At 63.2% G+C, this 18,744-nt stretch carries 21 protein-coding genes, 2 tRNA genes and 4 pseudogenes; 11 read left to right on the top strand and 16 right to left on the bottom strand.

Going from position 1 to position 18,744, the window contains the following annotated elements; translation table 11 throughout:
* The first annotated feature begins 1 nt into the window (after nt 1).
* A complete protein-coding gene (locus tag NKK50_RS21210) occupies nt 2-634 on the top strand; it encodes a LysE family translocator (RefSeq protein ID WP_023705218.1) in 633 nt (210 codons plus the stop codon).
* Between the two features lie 45 nt (nt 635-679).
* Here NKK50_RS21210 and NKK50_RS21205 read toward each other — a convergent pair.
* A pseudogene (locus NKK50_RS21205) lies at nt 680-1,571 on the bottom strand (alpha/beta fold hydrolase).
* On the bottom strand, nt 1,571-1,906 hold the full coding sequence (locus NKK50_RS21200) for an antibiotic biosynthesis monooxygenase family protein (protein ID WP_352459606.1): 336 nt from the start codon (nt 1,904-1,906) through the stop codon (nt 1,571-1,573). Before NKK50_RS21200 ends, NKK50_RS21205 begins: the two are co-directional and overlap by 1 nt.
* 166 nt (nt 1,907-2,072) lie before the next feature.
* On the opposite strand from NKK50_RS21200, the gene NKK50_RS21195 reads away from it, so the two are divergent.
* Nucleotides 2,073-2,453: a hypothetical protein gene (locus NKK50_RS21195; RefSeq protein ID WP_023743836.1), complete on the top strand. Its 381-nt coding sequence runs from the start codon at nt 2,073-2,075 to the stop codon at nt 2,451-2,453.
* 154 nt (nt 2,454-2,607) lie between these two features.
* Here the strand turns inward: NKK50_RS21195 and NKK50_RS21190 are convergent.
* The 3 genes and pseudogenes from NKK50_RS21190 to NKK50_RS21180 form a co-directional block, all read right to left on the bottom strand.
* Nucleotides 2,608-2,929 (bottom strand): annotated as a pseudogene (locus tag NKK50_RS21190) (HigA family addiction module antitoxin).
* Nucleotides 2,930-2,979: 50 nt separating this feature from the next.
* Nucleotides 2,980-3,056, bottom strand: a tRNA-Arg gene (locus NKK50_RS21185).
* A gap of 60 nt (nt 3,057-3,116) precedes the next feature.
* Complete coding sequence (locus NKK50_RS21180; protein ID WP_023670294.1) at nt 3,117-3,422, bottom strand: ETC complex I subunit; 306 nt, start codon at nt 3,420-3,422, stop codon at nt 3,117-3,119.
* A 173-nt stretch (nt 3,423-3,595) separates the two neighbouring features.
* On the opposite strand from NKK50_RS21180, the gene NKK50_RS21175 reads away from it, so the two are divergent.
* The 4 genes from NKK50_RS21175 (at nt 3,596) to NKK50_RS21160 (ending at nt 5,907) form a co-directional block, all read left to right on the top strand.
* Nucleotides 3,596-4,780: a flavin-containing monooxygenase gene (locus tag NKK50_RS21175; protein WP_352543824.1), complete on the top strand. Its 1,185-nt coding sequence runs from the start codon at nt 3,596-3,598 to the stop codon at nt 4,778-4,780.
* A gap of 51 nt (nt 4,781-4,831) precedes the next feature.
* Nucleotides 4,832-4,908: transfer RNA gene (locus tag NKK50_RS21170), tRNA-Pro, on the top strand.
* Between the two features lie 177 nt (nt 4,909-5,085).
* Nucleotides 5,086-5,397 (top strand): hypothetical protein, encoded by a 312-nt coding sequence (locus NKK50_RS21165; RefSeq protein WP_023701877.1) that lies wholly within the window; start codon nt 5,086-5,088, stop codon nt 5,395-5,397.
* Nucleotides 5,398-5,646: 249 nt separating this feature from the next.
* Nucleotides 5,647-5,907 (top strand): hypothetical protein, encoded by a 261-nt coding sequence (locus NKK50_RS21160; protein ID WP_023701878.1) that lies wholly within the window; start codon nt 5,647-5,649, stop codon nt 5,905-5,907.
* An 8-nt stretch (nt 5,908-5,915) separates the two neighbouring features.
* On the opposite strand, the gene NKK50_RS21155 is transcribed toward NKK50_RS21160, so the two are convergent.
* The 5 genes and pseudogenes from NKK50_RS21155 to NKK50_RS21135 all read right to left on the bottom strand — a co-directional run bounded on the left by NKK50_RS21155 (nt 5,916) and on the right by NKK50_RS21135 (nt 9,279).
* Complete coding sequence (locus tag NKK50_RS21155; protein ID WP_023701879.1) at nt 5,916-6,299, bottom strand: type II toxin-antitoxin system VapC family toxin; 384 nt, start codon at nt 6,297-6,299, stop codon at nt 5,916-5,918.
* Nucleotides 6,296-6,553, bottom strand: coding sequence for a type II toxin-antitoxin system Phd/YefM family antitoxin (locus NKK50_RS21150; RefSeq protein ID WP_023701880.1), 258 nt, complete (start codon nt 6,551-6,553; stop codon nt 6,296-6,298). The genes NKK50_RS21155 and NKK50_RS21150 overlap by 4 nt, the downstream gene beginning before the upstream one ends.
* A 320-nt stretch (nt 6,554-6,873) precedes the next feature.
* Nucleotides 6,874-7,578, bottom strand: a complete 705-nt coding sequence (gene hdaA / locus NKK50_RS21145) for a DnaA regulatory inactivator HdaA (protein WP_352543823.1) — start codon at nt 7,576-7,578, stop codon at nt 6,874-6,876.
* Nucleotides 7,579-7,580: 2 nt separating this feature from the next.
* Nucleotides 7,581-8,765 (bottom strand): AI-2E family transporter, encoded by a 1,185-nt coding sequence (locus tag NKK50_RS21140; RefSeq protein ID WP_352543822.1) that lies wholly within the window; start codon nt 8,763-8,765, stop codon nt 7,581-7,583.
* A pseudogene (locus NKK50_RS21135) lies at nt 8,737-9,279 on the bottom strand (CDP-alcohol phosphatidyltransferase family protein). Before NKK50_RS21135 ends, NKK50_RS21140 begins: the two are co-directional and overlap by 29 nt.
* A 187-nt stretch (nt 9,280-9,466) precedes the next feature.
* Between NKK50_RS21135 and purM the strand changes: the two are divergent.
* From purM to NKK50_RS21115, 4 genes and pseudogenes are all read left to right on the top strand, one after another.
* Complete coding sequence (purM, locus tag NKK50_RS21130) at nt 9,467-10,546, top strand: phosphoribosylformylglycinamidine cyclo-ligase (protein ID WP_023689059.1); 1,080 nt, start codon at nt 9,467-9,469, stop codon at nt 10,544-10,546.
* Nucleotides 10,543-11,250, top strand: a complete 708-nt coding sequence (gene purN, locus NKK50_RS21125; RefSeq protein ID WP_023689060.1) for a phosphoribosylglycinamide formyltransferase — start codon at nt 10,543-10,545, stop codon at nt 11,248-11,250. The genes purM and purN overlap by 4 nt, the downstream gene beginning before the upstream one ends.
* A 22-nt stretch (nt 11,251-11,272) precedes the next feature.
* Complete coding sequence (locus NKK50_RS21120; protein WP_352543821.1) at nt 11,273-11,611, top strand: hypothetical protein; 339 nt, start codon at nt 11,273-11,275, stop codon at nt 11,609-11,611.
* A 3-nt stretch (nt 11,612-11,614) separates the two neighbouring features.
* Nucleotides 11,615-12,129 (top strand): annotated as a pseudogene (locus NKK50_RS21115) (SixA phosphatase family protein).
* 195 nt (nt 12,130-12,324) lie between these two features.
* On the opposite strand, the gene NKK50_RS21110 reads toward NKK50_RS21115, so the two are convergent.
* The 6 genes from NKK50_RS21110 to NKK50_RS21085 form a co-directional block, all read right to left on the bottom strand.
* The gene (locus NKK50_RS21110; RefSeq protein ID WP_352543819.1) at nt 12,325-12,558 is read right to left on the bottom strand and encodes a DUF680 domain-containing protein; all 234 of its coding nucleotides are present in this window, start codon (nt 12,556-12,558) and stop codon (nt 12,325-12,327) included.
* A gap of 237 nt (nt 12,559-12,795) precedes the next feature.
* Complete coding sequence (gene dapB, locus NKK50_RS21105) at nt 12,796-13,569, bottom strand: 4-hydroxy-tetrahydrodipicolinate reductase (RefSeq protein WP_352543818.1); 774 nt, start codon at nt 13,567-13,569, stop codon at nt 12,796-12,798.
* A gap of 63 nt (nt 13,570-13,632) precedes the next feature.
* Nucleotides 13,633-14,436: an agmatinase gene (gene speB, locus NKK50_RS21100; protein WP_352499536.1), complete on the bottom strand. Its 804-nt coding sequence runs from the start codon at nt 14,434-14,436 to the stop codon at nt 13,633-13,635.
* Nucleotides 14,437-14,530: 94 nt separating this feature from the next.
* Complete coding sequence (locus tag NKK50_RS21095) at nt 14,531-15,703, bottom strand: amidohydrolase (protein ID WP_352499537.1); 1,173 nt, start codon at nt 15,701-15,703, stop codon at nt 14,531-14,533.
* The gene (locus tag NKK50_RS21090; RefSeq protein ID WP_352499538.1) at nt 15,696-16,943 is read right to left on the bottom strand and encodes a Zn-dependent hydrolase; all 1,248 of its coding nucleotides are present in this window, start codon (nt 16,941-16,943) and stop codon (nt 15,696-15,698) included. Before NKK50_RS21090 ends, NKK50_RS21095 begins: the two co-directional genes overlap by 8 nt.
* 2 nt (nt 16,944-16,945) lie before the next feature.
* Nucleotides 16,946-18,148, bottom strand: a complete 1,203-nt coding sequence (locus NKK50_RS21085) for a diaminopropionate ammonia-lyase (RefSeq protein WP_352499539.1) — start codon at nt 18,146-18,148, stop codon at nt 16,946-16,948.
* A gap of 103 nt (nt 18,149-18,251) precedes the next feature.
* On the opposite strand from NKK50_RS21085, the gene NKK50_RS21080 reads away from it, so the two are divergent.
* Nucleotides 18,252-18,728, top strand: coding sequence for an Lrp/AsnC family transcriptional regulator (locus tag NKK50_RS21080; RefSeq protein ID WP_023834753.1), 477 nt, complete (start codon nt 18,252-18,254; stop codon nt 18,726-18,728).
* Nucleotides 18,729-18,744: the final 16 nt, after the last annotated feature.

Below are 18,744 nucleotides of genomic sequence, written 5' to 3'. Positions count from 1 at the left end.
CATGGGAAACCTGCCGCTGGTGACATTTGCCTTCGTGTCGGTGCTCGGAATGGCGGTTCCGGGACCGGACGTCGTGCTCGCCATCACCAACGGCTCCCGCTACGGTTTTCGGCGCGCGTTTCTCGGCATGGCCGGCGTCGTACTGTCTGATTTCGTTCTTATCAGCATCGTCGCGCTGGGCTTCGGCGCTCTTCTGCTGGCTTCGGAATTCTATCTCTCGGCTCTCAGGATGTTCGGCGCGGGCTATCTGCTTTTCGTCGCCATCGGTACCCTGCGCACCGCATCCCGACCTTCGTTCAACCCTAACCTTCCCGAAACACGCCATTCAGCCAAGGCACTCATTGGGCGCTGCTTCCTGGTGGCGGTCACAAATCCGGCGGCCTGGCTGCTTTTCCCCGCGATCCTGCCGCATTTTGTCCGCGTGGATGAGCCGATCGCGATCCAGTATGGCATCCTGGCCATTATCGCCGCGCTTGCCGATGTGTTTGTGCTGACGTTTTACGCAGCCCTTGGCGCGCGGGCTGCAAGGCTTCTGGCTGGGCCAAACGCCGTGTGGATCGACCGGTTGTACGGTATCGCCCTGCTTGGTCTTTCGAGCACTTTGATCCTGCAATCCCTCGGGCATCTGAGATAGTCGACACAGGACTACACAGGGCCGGATTTAGCAATCGGTCCGCCGTCAGCTTGCGAAGAATCTCGACAGCCTTGCAGCCGTGTCTTCGGGGTGCTCTTCCGGGAAGAAATGGCCCACCCTTGACCGAGTCGCCTTCGATGTTATCAGCCCATTGCCGCCAGATCGCCAATGGGCCACCTTCCTCCGCATACCAGTTTTCCAACCCGCCCTCGCCGCTCCAGAGCGCAAGCAGCGGGCATCTGATGCGACGGCCGTCAGCCTGGTCCTGCGCGTCATGCTCGCGGTCGATGCCTGCGGCGGCGCGATATTCCTCGCAGATGGCGTGGGCATGGGCGGGATCACGCAGCGCCTCGATATAGGCGGCCCTGACCTCAGCGGGAAAAGCATCTGGAGCCGAGCCCCAGCCGGCGATCGCATTGTCGATGACTACATCCGGTGCAGCAGCCAGAAGGCGTTCCGGCAGCGGATCGGGCTGGGCAAGCAGGCTCCACGGCCAGAAGGCCAGCGCCAGCCTGGCATCAGCACGATCCCAGGCGGAGGCCGTGGGGATGACGTCGAGAACGGCGACTTTCGACACGGTTTCGGGATGGTCGAGCGCCAGCCGGTAGGCGACGCGACCGCCACGGTCGTGGCCGGCAACCATGAAACGGTCGAAACCGAGAACGTCCATAACCTGCACCATGTCGCGCGCCATCGCCCGTTTGGAATAGGAGGCATGATCGGCAGTGGACACTGGACAGCCGCTTTGGCCGTAGCCCCTGAGATCGGCGGCAACCACGCTGAAGTGCGAGGCCAGGGCCAGCGCTATGTCGCGCCACATCACATGCGTTTCGGGAAAGCCATGCAGGAGCAGCAACGGCGGCCCTGAGCCACCGGCCCTGACGAAGATCGATGTCTCCTCCATTTGAACGGTCCTGGCGTCAAAGCCCGCAAACATCAGCTGCCGCCAACCATTCCGTGGCTGGAAAGGATGCGCAACACCTGGACACCCTTCGGCAATTCGATCAGGAACTCCTTGTCGCGGTCGAGATGGTGGATGCTTTGCGGATCGCCGCCGGTAAAGGCGGCCATCGCCTCGACGCTCTCCCAATAGGAGATGGTGACGAATTCCGAATGCGTCGGCGTGTCCTCGCGAAAAGTCTGCACGCCAAGCGCTTTCTCGATCAGCGGCTTGATGCCGGCCTCGTAATTGTAGCGCTCATAGGCATCGGCCTTGTCGGGCAAGGTCCTGCCGCGCCAGATGCGCGCAATGGTGGGCGTCTTCGGTGCCATCTCCTATAACACCCGAAGGCGCGCCGCGTTCCGACTATCCTGACTGGCCGCACAACTGGCTGATAGTCGACGTATGGCAAAGGCTCCGTACAGTAACTTGCACTGGACACGCGGCTATCCTGTCAAGTCCAAACGTGCTCTCTTGTGCTCAACTTGGGAGGGCACAATGAAACTACGTCTAGCTTTCGCTGTATTCACCGCAGGAATTTTCTTCGCATTGTCGGCTGCCTCGGCCGGACAAGGGGAACAGCAAAACATCAACTTCCTGGCTCGGATGTCCGATGCAAGGTTAAATTTGGCCGCCAGAATGGCCGGTGACCTCGTTGGCGTAAGGCAAAGATGTCCGGCGTTGAGGCCAACGGAAGACGGAAAAGCAATTTTCGCCGTCCCGGTCCTTTTGTATGATGGGCGGGACAAACACCTGACCCCAGACCCCCGAAAGTTCAACATGGCCATCCATACCTATGAGAGGGCTTTCGCAATGGCGGCCCAGAGATCGGCAAGTTGCCAAAGCGAGAGGGCCAAATACCCGAAACTTTACCGGTAGATGGCTAACAAGTACGACCTTCAGGCGCCGCGACGCCTCACCTAAGGTATTGAAATTGTTGGGAGGATTCGAACCTGTGACCATCGGCTTAGAAGGCCGGTGCTCTATCCGGCGGAGCTACGGGACCGCTGCCGTCAGCGAACGCGCCCTACCTTCAGGCAGCATGCAGGGTCGGGATGGCGCTAACGTCAACTTCGCGCTCCGCATGCCAGGCATCATACGCGGCCTGCATCCTGAGCCAGATCGCGGCACGATCGCCGAACATCTTGCCAAGGCGGGCGGCCACGGCAGGCGATACCGGCTTCTTCTCACGGATGATATCGTAGAGCTGCTGGGCGCGAGATTCCGAGCAGATTGGCGATTTCCACCTTGGTCTTGCCGGTGGCGGGAACGATGTCGTCGAGCAACGCGCCAGGATGGGAAGGGCAGCGCTCGGTCGTTCTGTTTCGTTCGTACACCTTCAGAGTGCTACCCATATGCCAGGTACAAACCGTAACCTATGTGTCCGGAATGGACCCGGCAAAATTGGCGATCCCGACAGGATTCGAACCTGTGACCATCGGCTTAGAAGGCCGGTGCTCTATCCAGCTGAGCTACGGGACCGCTGGCCGGCATTTGATATCTTGGCCGGCTGATGTCTATGTGCCAGGCGCTGACCGCCGGTCAATGCGTCCAGGGTATCCTGCGGTCATAGCGGAAATTTTCCGCATAGGAAATCTGCCGGCGCTTGGTCTCTTTCGGCTCCTCGACACGGAAGGCCAGCCCCTGCTTTTCGGCATAGGCCACCGCTTCTTCCCTGGTGTCGAAGGTCAGCCTGATCTGGCTCAGCATGTCGCCCGATGTGGTGTAGCCCATCAGCGGGTCGATCTTCTTGCGTTGCGCGGGATCGAATTCCAGCACCCAATGGCCGGTCTTGGCCTTTCCGGACTGCATCGCGGTTTTGGCTGGGCTGAAAATACGCGCGGACATAGGCACCTCGTAGCTGCGTTGGCGGTAGCGCCGCCTTATTTCAGTCAATACTGTGCAACACTGCCGACGGCAAGGCCGAAGCGGCCTGCAACCAGGTCGCTTCGGCAGCGGCATAGGCTGGATACACTGGCGTAGCATCAAAAGTCATGGTCATGATGGCGACACAAAGAGGCATGGACGCAGGGATTTTGCACGCCGAGGCCGGCAGCCAAGCGATTTTCGACGGCGCGATCGTGATCGGCGCCGGGGCAGCCGGCTTGACCGCAGCCCATGCGCTGCTCAAGACCGGCGTGCCTGTGATGGTGTTGGAAAAGGAAGCCCGGCTGGCCGAGCCATGGCACGGGCGGCACGAGCGACTGCATCTCAACACGCACCGCGACCTTTCGGCGCTGCCGGGCGTTTCCTTTCCCGCCGGCACCCCTGCCTTTCCGCACCGAAACACCATCATCGGCCATCTGAACGAATTCCGCGCCATGCACCGGCTGCCGGTCGAGTTCGGCATCGCGGTCGAGGAGATAGGCTTCGAGGGCGACCACTGGCTTGTGCGGACCAGTGCCGGGCCGCGGCTGGCGCGCCATGTCGTCATCGCCACCGGGCGCGACCGGCAGCCCTTCGTTCCGGCCTGGAAAGGCATGAAGGCCTTTGCCGGACGCATCATCCATTCGGCCGCATTCGGCGACGCCAAGGCCTATGCGGGCAAGAAAGTGCTGGTCGTCGGCGCCGGCAATTCCGGCTTCGACGTTCTCAATCACTTGGCGGCAGCCGGCACGGGACAGATCTGGCTGTCGGCGCGCAACGGTCCGGCACTGCTACCCAAGCGCCTCGGCCAGATCGCCGTCCACCGATTTTCGCCGATCCTGGCGCGGCTGCCGTTCAAGCTCGCCGATGCGGTGATGGCGGCGACGCAGCGATGGGCCTTCGGCGACCTCACGGCCTACGGCCTGCCGCCGACGCCTTCGGGCGGCGCAAGCCGGCTGGCGTCGGATTATACCGCCATCGCCACCGATGACGGCGCCGTCGATGCCATCAAGGACGGCAGGATCATCGTCTTGCCAACCGTGCGGGAATTTACCCGCGACACGGTCGTTTTCGACGATGGCGCGACGATCCAGCCGGATATCGTCATCGCCGCGACCGGCTACCGCACCGGGCTCGAGGCCATGTTGGGCAAGCTCGGCGTGCTCGACGAAAAGGGCGTGCCGCTGTTCAACGGCGCGGACAGCGATCCGAAACTGCCGGGCCTGTGGTTCACCGGCATGCGGCCAAGCATCCGCGGCTGCTTCGCCAATGCCCGCATCCAGGCCAAGGCGATCGCAGCCAGGATTGCACGGGAGCGCAGACCGCCAAGCCCCGTTTGACGATTTAGGGGTTGCGCGACAGGGTCCGGAACCGTATACGCCGCAGGGCCTCGGAGTGTAGCGCAGCCTGGTAGCGCATCTGGTTTGGGACCAGAGGGTCGGGAGTTCGAATCTCTCCACTCCGACCATTTTTTCCCACAAAGCCAGTCCTTGCCCAAGGTCACTCCCAAGGTCGCCAATGGCTGCCTCGCCGGTAGCGCATGGCGGCACGCATTGCCCAAGTAGCAGCCGCTCGCCGATCGGACCCTACATTGGAACACCAGTTCGCTCCGAGAGTTGTGTATGTTCAACCCAAGGAGCCAACAATGAAAACCCTTCTCGTCGCCTCCATGATCGCGTTCGCCGGAACGGCGGCTTTGATCGCACCGGCGCAAGCCGCCAGTCTGACTATCCAGTCCGATGACGGCGATCAATATTCGTCCGACGATGGCGATATACAGGTTCTTCGCCATCACCAGCGCCACAAAGACTATAGCGACGACTATGGCGACGACTACAGCGACAACCAGGATGGCCAATGGAGGCGCCACCACCGCCATCACCGCTGCCATATCGAACTGGTCAGGCACTGGCGCCATCACCACAGGGTCGTCGAAGAGGTCAGGGTCTGCGGCTGATCCGATCGCTTTAGACCTGCTACGGCCGAGTTGGCGGCCGGAGCACCAATCTGACCTAAAGCGCGTCTCATTTGAACGGACTCACGCGACGCGCTTGAGGTCTTGTTTGATGCATGTGGTTCTCTCAAAACCGGGGCCACTTGAGCGACATGCATCAGGCGCCCGTATCATCGAACAGCACCCTTCGGCGGGTTTGGCTGAAAATCCGACGCAGGGATAATCCCCTCGCTTCCAAAGGGGAGATTCTGGATGCTTGGTCTCGAGGCATGGCTTTCGCTGATTGGCCCTGCGTACTTCGCTTACATCGGCATCACGGTTCCGTTCGTCGTCGTCTGGGCCATTATCTGTGCGGCCCTGTGGATCTGGAACAACCGGCCGAGCAAGAGGCAAGGCCCTCCCCGCTCGTGGCCCGCCAGCGTGCTGTTCTTTGTCGTCGTTGCCGCGTGCTACGTGGCAGCGCATACGGTGGTCTATCTGCTGGTCCGGTATCTGGCGGCGTTGTGGGCATAAACGTAGCTCTATAGAGCGCTCTCGATATCGGTCTTCGAAAAATCGTCGCCAACATAGAGCAAGCGGCAGGCTCGATCCTTTGCCACTTCATAGGCAAAGCAATCGCCGAAATTGAGCCCGGCCGGATGAATACCCTTGCCCCATTTCCCATACGCCTCGGCTATGCGCCGGCCAGAGGCTGGTGTCACCGCCGTGACCTCGAAGCCGAGCCCGCCGATCAGGCCGGCCATTTCCTCACCGACATTGCGCCTGTCCGCCACGATCAGCGCCTCGGCCACTGTGCCAGCCGAGATCAAAATATCGTCTTCGGCTTCCAGCGCCGCTATGCAGGCACTGGATTGAGGTTCGGCAAGAACGATCGCCATCAGGGCCGAGGTATCGACCACGATCATTCGGGCAGGCCATCGTCGCCATAGAGGAAGTCCTGGCTCCGCGCGGCATCCGACCCGGTCTTTGCCTTGGCAGCGCCGGATGCTCGCATTGCCTCCAGTAATGCCCGGCGGCTTTTCCTGTCAGGGACAGCCTTCATGGGAACAAGGCGCACGGCTGCATGACCATGACGGGTCAGGATAACTTCATCACCCGCCTCGGCACGACGGACCAGTTCGGTGAGCTGCCCCTTGGCGTCTGTAACGGATACCTGCATTGACCACTCCTTTATGGACCATGCTCTGGTCCATATTCAAGAAGTAGACCATCTAATGGTCCATTTCAATGCAGGACGATAAGATCTTGCGGTTTGGTGAAGTCTGAATGACAGCTGGCGCGCAATCGTAGGCCTTGCGGCGATTCTATCTGAAGGTAAGCTCGCCGGGCGAGAACCCCAATCATCACTCCCGGCGAGCCTACAACCCGATCAGGAACGCGATCAGGACCGGGGTCAGCCGGCAAACGCAGTGTTGCAAGATGGGTGCCAGAGGTTTCTTCTCGAAATGGGACAGGAGCGGAGTCTTCTCCTTCCACTGCCTACACCTCGAACTCGCCCTGCCCTTCGTCCATTGCGCTGACGGTTTCGGCGGCGAGCGCCCTGGTGATCGGCGTCTTGCGCTCGAGCGCGGTGCGGTCGAGGCGCTCGACCACGCGCATGGCGGTGGCCAGCGAGCGCTCGATGCGGCGCACCAGATATTGCACGACATGCGGCTCGACCTCGACCTGGCGGTCGGCGAAGAGTTTGGTGATGACACCGGCCAGAAGCAAATCGTCCGGCTCATGGATCTCGACGGTTGCCGCCGCCTTCAGCCGCGAGGCAAGATCGGGCAACGTCACCCTCCAGGCGGCGGGGAAGCGCCGCGCCGTCAACAGCAAGGTGGCCCCGGCGCCGCGCACTTCATTGATGAGATGGAACAGGCCCGCCTGGTCGATGGCTGTCTTGTCGACATCGTCGATCAGCGCGGGCCTGCCGCCAAGCCCGGTGATGGCATTGCCGATGCGCTGGGCATCGACCGCCACAGCGTTGGCCCGCGCCTGCCAGATCGAGCCCAGATGTGTCTTGCCGGAACCGGCCGGGCCAGCGAGCACGATCACCGGCGACGGCCAGTCCGGCCAGCGATCGACAAGGGCTGCCGCCTCGCGGTTGGTGGCCGACACCACCAGTTCGTCGCGCGAGTAGCCGGTGCCGTGGCCAAGGTCGAGCGGCAGTTGGCGCGGCGGTTCGGTCTTATGATCCGTCACGTTCAGCCGCGCGGCGACCGGTGGCCGCCGCCGCGAGCAGCGGGCAGCGGCGGGACGGGCTCGGTGGAGTGTCCCTTGTAGAGCGGCGATTCGAGATAGCGGGCAATGGCAAACCGCACCAGCACGGCAACCGCCGCCGAAGCAGGAACGGCAATCAAAAGGCCGACGAAGCCGAACAGGGCGCCGAAAGCGAACAGCGCAAACATCAGCCAGACCGGGTGCAGGCCGACGCTTTTTCCGACCAATCTGGGCTGCAGGATGTTGCCTTCGATGAACTGGCCGATGAAGAACACCACGGCGACAGCAACGATCATGGTCCAGTCCGGCCAGAACTGGACGAAGGCGACGCCGACGGCCAGGACCAGTCCGGTCAGCGAGCCGACATAAGGGATGAACGAGATCAGCCCGGCGAAGAGGCCGATGAGGATGGCGAAATTCAGCCCGGTCAGCGTCAGGCCGGTGGCATACATGCCGCCGAGCACCAGGCACAGCGTGCCCTGGCCGCGCACGAAGCCGGCGGTCGCGGTGTTGATGTCCCTGGAGATCGCCCTGACCGTCCCGACATAATCGCGCGGCACCCAGCTGTCGACGACCGCCACCATGCGATCCCAGTCGAGCAGCATGTAGAAAGCGACAACCGGAGTGACCACGAACAGGCTGACCACCGACACCAGAGCAACGCCGGAACTCCAGATCGAGGTGAAGACGGTGCTCAGCAAGCCGAAACCGGAAGTGAGCAGCGAATTCAGCCCGTCGCGCAGGCCATTGGCATTGACGCCGAATTTCTGCTCCAGCCATTTGGGATCGAAGCTGGTGATCAGCGACTGCAGCCGGGTCAGATATTCCGGCAGCTTGCTGGCGAAATCGGCCATCTGCGTGGCCAGAACCGGAACCAGGATGACGAAGGCCAGCACCAAAAGGACGATGAAGGCGATCAGGATGACCACCGTCGCCATCAGCCGGGAGAGGCCGAGGCGCTGCAGCCGGTCGGCGACCGGGTCGAGGAAATAGGCCAGCACCATGCCGGCAACGAACGGCAACAGGATGCTGGAAAAAATGTAGAGGAACAGCGCCAGGAAGATTGCCGTGCCCAGCCAGAAGAAAATCTGGCGGCGAAACGCCAGGGACGCAGCCGCGTCTGCTAACGCGGCATTCTTGTCAACTACCCGGGGTGGAGCCTTCGCCATAGCCGCTCATATGCCTCAGCCAAGCCACGAGATAGGCCGCGGCCGAAGCCACGGTCAAGACCCCGGACAGCAATATGAGCGCAGGCCTGAGCGGGTCGAGGTGGAGGCCAAGGGCAAGTTCGCCCAGCACCACGGCGCCAGCACGATCTGGGCGTCGGTGTTGGCCTTCGACACATAGAGCGGCTTCATCTCGACCGGATGCGCCATGACCGTGGACAAAAGCACGGCGCAGATGATCAGCGCATCGCGTGACACCATGGTCACCACCAGCCACAGCGGCAATTGCCCGATGAAGCCCATGACCACGAACACCGAGACCAGAAGCACCTTGTCGGCCATCGATCGAGATAGGCGCCGAGTTCGAATGCTGGTTGAAGCGGCGGGCGATGAAGCCGTCGACGCCATCGGAAATTCCGGCAACGAGAAATCCGGCAAAGGCCCAGTCCCAGCGCATGTTCAGCATCGCCAGCACCAGCACGAAGCGCAGGATGGTGATGAGGTTGGGAATGGTCAAAGGCATGTCCCGCCATGCTTGTTCTGCAGATAGATGATGGAGATGGATTCTGGCTGCAAGGACCAGCGGTGAAGGGGCGACTGTCCACGTATTTATCTTGGGCAAAAGCCCGGTATCCTGTCGTCATCCTTGCCCCCCGAAACCATTCATGCGAAGAGCCGCCGAGGGAAACAGGGATGCGCCGACGATGAGCAAGGGCGACCGGGCCAAGCGCAAGAACGGGCTCACCTATGCCGAGGCGGGCGTCGACATCGATGCCGGCAACCTCATGGTCGAGAAGATCAAGCCGCTGGTGCGCGCGACGCGCCGGCCGGGCGCCGATGGCGAGATCGGCGGTTTTGGCGGCCTGTTCGACCTCAAGGCGGCGGGTTTCACGGATCCGGTGCTGGTTGCCGCCAATGACGGCGTCGGCACCAAGCTGAAGATCGCCATCGATGCCGGCAAGCACGACACGATCGGCATCGACCTCGTCGCCATGTGCGTCAACGACATCGTCGTGCAGGGCGCCGAGCCACTGTTCTTCCTCGACTATTTCGCCACCGGCAAGCTCGACCCCGACCAGGGGGCGGCAATCGTCGGCGGCATAGCAATCGGCTGCCGACAGGCCGGCTGCGCGCTGATCGGCGGCGAGACGGCCGAAATGCCCGGCATGTATCACGACAAGGATTACGACCTGGCCGGTTTCGCCGTCGGTGCTGCCGAACGCGGCCAGTTGCTGCCGACCGACGATATCGTCGAAGGCGACGTGCTGCTTGGCCTGGCTTCCTCGGGCCTGCATTCGAATGGCTTTTCGCTGGTGCGCCGCATCGTTGGCGTCAGCGGTCTTGCCTGGGGCGATCCGGCGCCGTTCAACGATGAGGCGACGCTGGCAGAGGCGCTGCTCGAGCCGACCCGCATCTATGTGAAGTCGGTCCTCAAAGCGATCCGTGGCACGCACGGCATCAAGGCGCTGGCCCACATCACCGGCGGCGGTTTCCCCGAAAACATCCCGCGCGTCCTGCCAAAGGACTTTTCCGCAGAGCTCGATCTCAATGCCATCGATGTGCCGCAGGTGTTTTCCTGGCTGGCGAAGACTGGCGGCGTGGCGCCGGAGGAGATGATGCGCACCTTCAACTGCGGTATCGGCATGATCCTCGTCGTCGCCTCCGGCCAGGCCGCACAGGTCGCAGCCGTGCTGCAGGAGGCCGGCGAGACGGTGACGCCGATCGGCCGCATCGTGCCGCGCCGCGACGCCGGCGTTATCTATCGGGGCTCGATCGGCCTATGAGCAGGAAACGCACGGTTGTTTTGATCTCGGGACGCGGCTCGAACATGACGGCGCTAATCGCGGCGGCGAGCGACCCGGCCTATCCCGCCGAGATCGTTGGCGTCATTTCCGACCGGGCCAACGCCGCCGGCCTCGGCATCGCGGCCGCGCGCGGTATCCCGACCAAGGTCATCGTGCGCGCCGACCATGCCAGCAAGGAAGCCCATGATGCGGCGATCGACGCCGCGCTGATTGCGTTCAATGCCGAGATCGTGGCGCTGGCCGGCTATCTGCGCATTCTCTCCCGCGGCCTGGTCGAGAAGTGGCAAGGGCGCATGCTCAACATCCACCCTGCCCTGCTGCCGGCCTTCAAAGGGCTCGATACGCATGCGCGCGCCCTGCGCGCCGGCATTCGCATTCATGGCTGCACGGTGCATTTCGTCACATCAGAGATGGATGACGGCCCGATCATCGCGCAGGCAGCGGTGCCGGTGATGGTCGGCGACAACGAAGACACGCTGGCCGCCAGAGTGCTGAAGGCCGAGCACCGGCTTTATGCGCTGGCACTCGGGCTGGTCGCAGACGGCAAGGCGCACATGGAAGGCGGCCGCACCGTGCTGGCGCATTTCGCCGACGATGCCGAAAACGGAACTTCCGTGGTGATGGCGCCCGACCCGCTGCGCGAAGAACGCGATCTCGAACATCTGGCGCGGATCACGCCGTAGGCGCTTCAGGACCTGAAAGCCCTTGGATATTTTTGACAGCGCGATCCGGAGAAAAGGCGATCTCGCCGGCGTCTTTGAATATGACGACACTGAAGGGCCAGCAAACGCCACGGCTTATTTTTACCTATACGAAGCGCATGACGAGGTAGTTGGGCGGATCATCGGCGCAATTCATATTCGATCGGGTGCCTGGGCGATCACCGAAGCGGATATTGCCGTCCAATGGACAATGATGAGAGGCGCGTCGGCTTTTTCGTCTTCGGCACTTTGTCGGCAGCCTTTGATGCCGCTACGGGCGCTAAATACGGTGGCGGATACGGCATGGACTTCCAGCGCGAAATTCCCTGGTCCTGAGATCTAACAGATGAAACAGCTGCTTCTTCTTCGCCACGCCAAGTCGAGCTGGGACGACCCGGCGCTTGCTGATTTCGACCGGCCGCTCGGGCCGCGCGGGCTGAAGACGGCGCCGCTGATGGGGCGCGAACTGGCCCGGCGCAGTTGGCTGCCTGACCTGGCGCTGGTGTCGCCGGCGCTGCGTACGCGCGAGACATGGCGGCTGGTCTCGGCGGAACTGTCGGCGAGCGTAACGGTGGAGTTCGCCGAGGCGCTCTTCGAAGCCACGGCTGGCGACATTCTGGCCGAAGTGCGACGGGCAATCTCCTCTGCCGGCTGTCTCCTGGTGCTCGGCCATAATCCCGGCCTGGAGGACTTTGCCCGCCGGCTTGCCAGTCCGCGATCGGGTGTGGCTGCTCTCAGGAAACTTGAAGAGAAATTCCCGACCGGCGCCCTTGCCCGCTTTGTCATCGACGGCGACTGGGCGGATCTCGGCTTCGGCGCGGCCGGTTGACGCATTGCATCAAGCCGAAGGATCTAAGCTAGACCAAGCTGCCTAACGGGCTAGCCGCAGGGGGTGACAGCCGCAAACCGTGTTTTGAAAAGACCACGGTCAAACAAGGAGATAGGACCAACTGCTGGCGGATTGATTCAAGATCTTTGCGGCCCGAGTCGATTGCATAAAAACAAGAGCGGTGGGCCGGGCCTACCGCTCTTTGTGGTCGTCGATTTCTCAGAAAATCAACGACCGCATATGCCCTGGCCGGATTCCGGCTGGTTCGAGTCGCCCTTGATCGTGAAATCGCCGAGGCTGGCCGGCTTGCGGATCGAGGCGGTATAACTGTGATCGATGTTGCCGGCGGGCGCTGTCACAGCAGGCTGGTTGACGCCGTCGGAGCCGTAGTGGTCGCTGCCTGCGAAAGCGGTGCCGGTGGCAAGGAGGACGGCAGCAGCGGTAAGTGCGATCTTGGTCATTTCAGGTAATCCAGATTTTTCAGTCCTGTCCGTCAAGTGGCGTGCCTTGGGAGGAATTCGCGTCGCTCGGACCACCCCGAAATGGGTGTGCGTTGCTGCCATTGCCAATCACAAAAATGTGCGAACCGAACCGTTCGGTTCGTTCTAGGAAGGCGCGAAATGGCGTAGTTGTTGCTATATTCTATTCTCTAGGCGGCTCCGACCTCGCGACGCCCCTCGTTGCGTTACCCTTGCATCTCAAAAGGTCGTGAAGCCCAGTACGTCGCGCATGTCGTATTCGCGGGGCGGCCGGACGGCGACCCAGCGTGCTGCCGCAATGGCGCCGCGCGCGAACATCGAGCGGTCGCCGGCTGAATGCGAGAGCGTAAGCGTTTCGCCCTCACCGAGGAAGCTCACGCTGTGCTCGCCGACGATGCTGCCGCCGCGCAGCACGGCAAAGCCGATCTCGCCGGCAGGGCGTGGACCTGTAACGCCGTCGCCGATGCGTTTCGCCACATCGTCCAGCCTGACGCCATGTCCGCGAGCGGCCGCCTCGCCCAGCATCAGCGCCGTGCCCGACGGTGCGTCGACCTTCATGCGGTGATGCGCTTCCAGGATCTCGATGTCGGCGGCGGGACCAAGTGCTCGCGCCGCCTGTTCGACCAGCCCGGCCAGCATGTTGAGCCCCAGCGAGTAGCTGCCTGAGCGAACGATGGCGACGGACTTCGAAGCAGCAGCGATGGCGGCGAGATCGGCAGGTTCGAAGCCGGTCGAGCCGATGACCAGCGCCGGGCCGCCGCAGGCCGCGCAAGCTTGTGCAAGATCGACGGAGGCCGAAGGCGTGGTGAAATCGATGACGACATCCGCAAGCAACAAGGCCTCGTCGCGCTCGATCAGGCCTTCGCCCTTTCGGCCCGGCCGATGGAATCGGGCAACGAGCTGCAGCCGCGGATCAGCCTCGACGGCCAGCGCCATCTCCCTGCCCATGCGGCCGAGCGCACCGGCTATGGCTATCTTCAACAGATGCGGCATGGCGGCTTTCACTGGAAATGCGAGTCACAACAATGATCTACCATGCCGCCCTGCCAGATTGCTTCAGCCGGCGCCATGCGTCTTGAGCATCATGCCGGCGATCTCCTTGACCAGCTTGGCGGCAACCAGCGCGGTGAGATTGGAGACATCCTGGCTTGCATTGTATTCGACGACATCGGCGCCGACGATGGGCTGGTCGATCCGCTGGATCAGGTTGATCACTTGCCGGGTTGTAAGACCACCGGGTTCGCGGTGCGACACGCCGGGCGCACAAGCCGGGTCGAGGCCGTCGAGATCGACCGAGAGATAGACCGGCGTCTTGAGATCGAGCTGCAGATCCTCGCTGAAATGCCGCGCCTCGATCATTTCGACGCCGAAGCGCTTGAGCTGGTCACGAAGCTCATCATTGAGGGTGCGCAAGCCGATCTGGATCAGCCGGTCGGCCAGCCCTTCCTCCAGGATGCGCGCGAAGGACGAGGTGTGCGATCGCCTGTTACCCTGATAGGCATCGTAGATGTCGGGATGGGCGTCGATCTGGACGATCGTTAGCCTGGCATGGCGGCGGCGCACGGCACGCAGCACCGGCCAGGCGATGGCATGATCGCCGCCGAGGCTGATCAACGGGTGGCCGGCATCCAGCGCGCGGCCGACCTCGGCCTCGATTCGCTCCCACGGATCGCCGGCGCCTGAAAAGTCGATGTCGCCGTGGTCGACGAAACTGTCCGCCACATCGAAGCCGGTTTCGCTCCACGAGCTGTGCGCGTCGCTTTTGAGTTCCCGCCGGATCAGGGCCGGCGCTGCGGCCGCGCCCTTGAGATAGGACGAGTTCTCGTCATGCGGTATTCCCAGAAGCGAAACCCTGGCCATCGGCGTGCGATCTCCGGCAACGCCATCTCCCTAAACCCGGCAGCTGGCTGGCGATAGCAGTGCCGCTTGGGCCAGCTGCGAAGGCGATCAGGCGTCACTTCACGATCGCGCCGCCCAGTCTTTGCCTGACGATCGCGATATGGAAATCCGTGCCGTGCAACAGCCCGTCATCGTTGAAGTCGTAGCTGGAATTGTGCAGCGGCGGCGAGGTCTCGCCATTGCCGAGAAACACGAAGCAGCCCGGTACGTGATCGAGGAAGCGGGCGAAATCCTCCGAGGCGGTCATCGGCTCCGCCGCGATGCTGGCGGCGCCATAGGCCAGCACGCGCCTTGCGGCGACAAAGGCCGCGTCCACCAGGTCGGCATCGTTCTGCAGCGGCACGAATTCCCTGCTGTAGGTCACGTCGGCGGTGACATTGTAGGCAGCGGCGGTGCCTGCCGCGATGACCCGCATCTGGCGCTCGATCTCGGCGCTGACCTCGGGACGAAAACTGCGGGCGTCACCGAGGATGCGGGCGAGGCCGGGCAATGCGTTGCGGGTGCCGTCGGTGATCAGCTCGGTCACCGAAACCACCGAAATGTCGGCGGGACTCAGCCGGCGCGAGACGATGGTCTGCAGATTGGTGACCAGCGCGCAGGCGGCGACCAAGGTCTCGTTCCCGGAATGTGGCCGCGCCGCATGGCCGCCGATGCCCTTGAGCACGATCTCGAAATTGTCCTCCGCCGACATGAACGGGCCGGCACGGGTCTCGAAATGCCCGACGGGCAGGCCAGGCATGTTGTGCAGGCCAAAAATCTCGTCGAAGGGAAAGCGCTGCTGCAGCCCGTCGTCCAGCATCGCCAGCGCGCCCCTGCCCCATTCCTCGGCGGGCTGGAAGATGAAGCGCACGGTGCCGTCGAAACCGCCCTCGGCGGCCAGCAGCTTTGCCGCGCCGAGCAGCATGGTGGTGTGGCCGTCATGGCCGCAGGCATGCATGATGCCGGGGTTCTGCGAGCGATGGGCGGTCGCGGACTGCTCGGTGATGCGCAGCGCATCCATGTCGGCCCTGAGCGCAATCGCCCGGTTGCCGCTGCCGCGCTTCAATGTGCCAACGACGCCGGTGCCGCCGACCCCCTCTGCAACATCGTCCAGCCCGAATTCGCGCAGCTTCGCGGCGACAAAGGCAGCGGTGCGCTTTTCCTCGAAACCGAACTCGGGGTGCGCGTGCAAATCGCGCCGCCAGCCCGTCATCTCCCGCTTCAGCGCATCACGATCGAGTTCAGCCATTTTTCTCCCCGACCTCTTTTGCAAGCTCACTGGCGACATCAAGCAGGATGTTGGCGCCGGCGACAAGCTCGGCATCTTCAGTGTGTTCGCGCGAATTGTGGCTGATGCCACCGGCGCTCGGCACGAAGATCATTGCCGCCGGCGCGAGGGGGGCCATCATCTGCGCGTCATGGCCGGCGCCCGATGTCATGCGCCTGACGCCGAGACCGCGGTTCTTCGCGGCCGCCTCGATCGGTTCGACGATGCCGATGTCGAACAGCACCGGTTCGAAGCGGGCGAGCCGCTCGACCGAGATCGATACGTTCTCCGAAACCTCAAGCTCCTCGAGATAGGCAGCAAGGGCCGCCTCATGCGCCTGCAGGCGCTGTTCGTCGGGATCGCGCAGGTCGATGGTGAAGACGGCGCGCGCGGGAATGACGTTGATGGCGTTGGGTTCGAAGCGCATCGTGCCGACCGTGGCCACGGTTGGCCCATTTGAAGCCCTGGCCCGATCGTGCAGGAAGGTGATGATGCGGGCGGAGGCGTGGCCGGCGTCGCTGCGCATCGACATCGGCGTGGTGCCGGCATGGTTGGCGGCGCCGTCGATGGTGATGCGCTGCCAGGAAATGCCTTGCAAATTCTCGACCGCGCCGATCGGCACGCCTTCACGCTCCAGCACCGGCCCTTGCTCGATATGAAGTTCGAGATAGGCATGCGGCTTGAGGAAGCCGGGTTCGCGGTCGCCGGCATAGCCGATGCGGGCGAGCTCCTGGCCGAGCACGCTGCCATCCGTGCCGATGGCGGCCAGCACGGCCTCGGCGCTGACGCCACCGGCATGGCATAGCGAGCCCATCATGTCAGGCGTGTAGCGCACGCCTTCCTCATTGGTGAAAGCGGCGACCGCGACCGGGCGCGACGGCGAAAAGCCCGAAGCCTGCAGCGTCTCGATCACCTCCAGCCCGGCCAGCACGCCGTAGCAGCCATCATAGATGCCGGCATCGATAACGGTGTCGATATGCGAACCGATGAGCAGCGGCGCCTGCCCGGCATTGTCGGGGCTTTGCCAGATGCCGAAGATATTACCGACCCGGTCGATGGCGACTTCCAGCCCGGCCTGCCTGAGCCAGCCGACAAAGAGGTCACGGCCCTGTCTGTCTGTGTCGGAGGCGGCGAGCCGGATAAGCCTATCCTCACTGTCGCGGCCAACGGCGCCGAGTTCCCGGATGCGGCCAAGCAGACGCTGTGCATCGATCCCGATCATGGCTATGCCTCGGCCTTCAGCTTGCCGGCCAGCACATCGGCGGGGCTCTGCCCGACCAGCTCGGTATAGCGATGCGGGTCTGTGGCGCCTTCGGTGTTGATCAGCAGCACGCGGGATTTGTCGTCGAGCCCGAGCGCGGCCTTGTGGTCGGCCACCGCCCGGATCAGCCCGGCCAGACCGACGCCGCCGCTTTCGCCGGCGACGATCACTGGATCATTGCCAGCCGGCCGTGCCAGCCGCCGCATCACCGCGACCGCCTCCTCCTCATCCACTGTCATGAAGGCATCGGCAACCCGCGCCAGAACGCGCCAGGCAACTTGCGAGGCCTCGTAGCATTCGAGCATCGCCATCACCGTCGGCTGATCGTGTGCGACCTTGACCAAGTGGCCCGCCCGGGCGGCTGCGACAACGCACGCGGCGCGGGCTGGCTCGACGACGATGAAGGTCGGCCTGGCGTCACCGAGCACGATGGCGAGATGGCCGGCCAGGGCGGCGGCAATGCCGCCGACACCGGCCTGCACGAAGACATGGGTCGGCGGCTGCGGCAACTGGCGCAAGGCTTCGCGCACGATCGCCGTATAGCCCTGCATGACCAGACCGGGGATGCGCTCGTAGCCCGGCCAGGAGGTGTCGGACACCACGGTCCAACCTTGCTCAGCTGAAACCTCGGCGGCCTGCCTGACCGAGTCGTCATAATTGCCGTCGACGCGGATCATCTCGGCGCCATAGCGGGCTATTGCTGCAATGCGCGCCTCGCTGACGCCGGCGTGAACGAAGATTGCCGCTTTCGCGCCAACCAACTGTGCACCTTGCGCGACCGAGCGGCCATGATTGCCGTCGGTGGCGCAGGCAACCGTCATGCCGGCAGCGACCGCCCGGACGTCGAACCGGTTGAGATCGGCCACGTCAACGGGCCGACCAAGCGATCGGCTCGCCTCCTCCAGCACCAGTCGAAAAACGGCATAGGCGCCGCCGAGCGCCTTGAAACTGCCGAGACCGAGGCGAAAGCCTTCATCCTTGATGTGGACGGCGCCGAGGCCGAGTTCGCCGGCCAGCGTCGGCAATGCATGCAACGGAGTTGCGAGGTGATTGTCGCGATGGGCAAGAAAGCGCTCGACCGTATCGGCACCGGCATTCCCCAGCGTTTCGGCATCGACCGGATCGAGCGGCCGGCGGTGCAAGGCATTGCTGTTGAGCAGGAACACGGGTGGCCTCCTTTGGGTGTGACGAAATCATATTGCAGCCGAGGCGCAAATAGCGCTGTTATTGGCGCTTCGAAATGCAAGTTTGTTTCGCCAGGATAGCGCTTTGCCTCGATCGCCTTCGCTCGACAGTTTCGACCTCGCCATCCTTGCCATCCTGCAGCGGGACAACACGACGCCGCAGCGGCTGATCGGCGAAGCCGTCAACCTGTCGGCGCCGGCGGTGCAGCGGCGCATCAAGCGCATGGAACAGTCCGGCGTCATTGCGGGCAATGTCGCCGTGGTCGACCCGGCGGCGGTCGGCCATCCCATCACCATCTTCGTCGAAGTGGAACTGGAGAGCGAACGCTCGGACCTGATCGACGCGGCCAAGCGGCAATTCTCGGCAGAGCCGCAAGTGCAGCAATGCTACTACGTCACCGGCGAGGCCGACTTCATCCTGATTATCACCGTGGCCGACATGGGCGCCTATGAAGCGCTGACGCGCAGACTGTTCTTTGACAGCAAGAATGTCCGAAAATTCCGCACCTTCGTTGCCATGGACCGTGTCAAGGTGGGGCTGACGGTGCCTCTGCCGGGATAGCCAGTCACTTTTATGC

It is taken from the genome of Mesorhizobium sp. M0001, from assembly GCF_040324255.1.
Lineage (GTDB): Bacteria > Pseudomonadota > Alphaproteobacteria > Rhizobiales > Rhizobiaceae > Mesorhizobium.
This window is presented reverse-complemented; position numbering and strand designations above follow the sequence as displayed.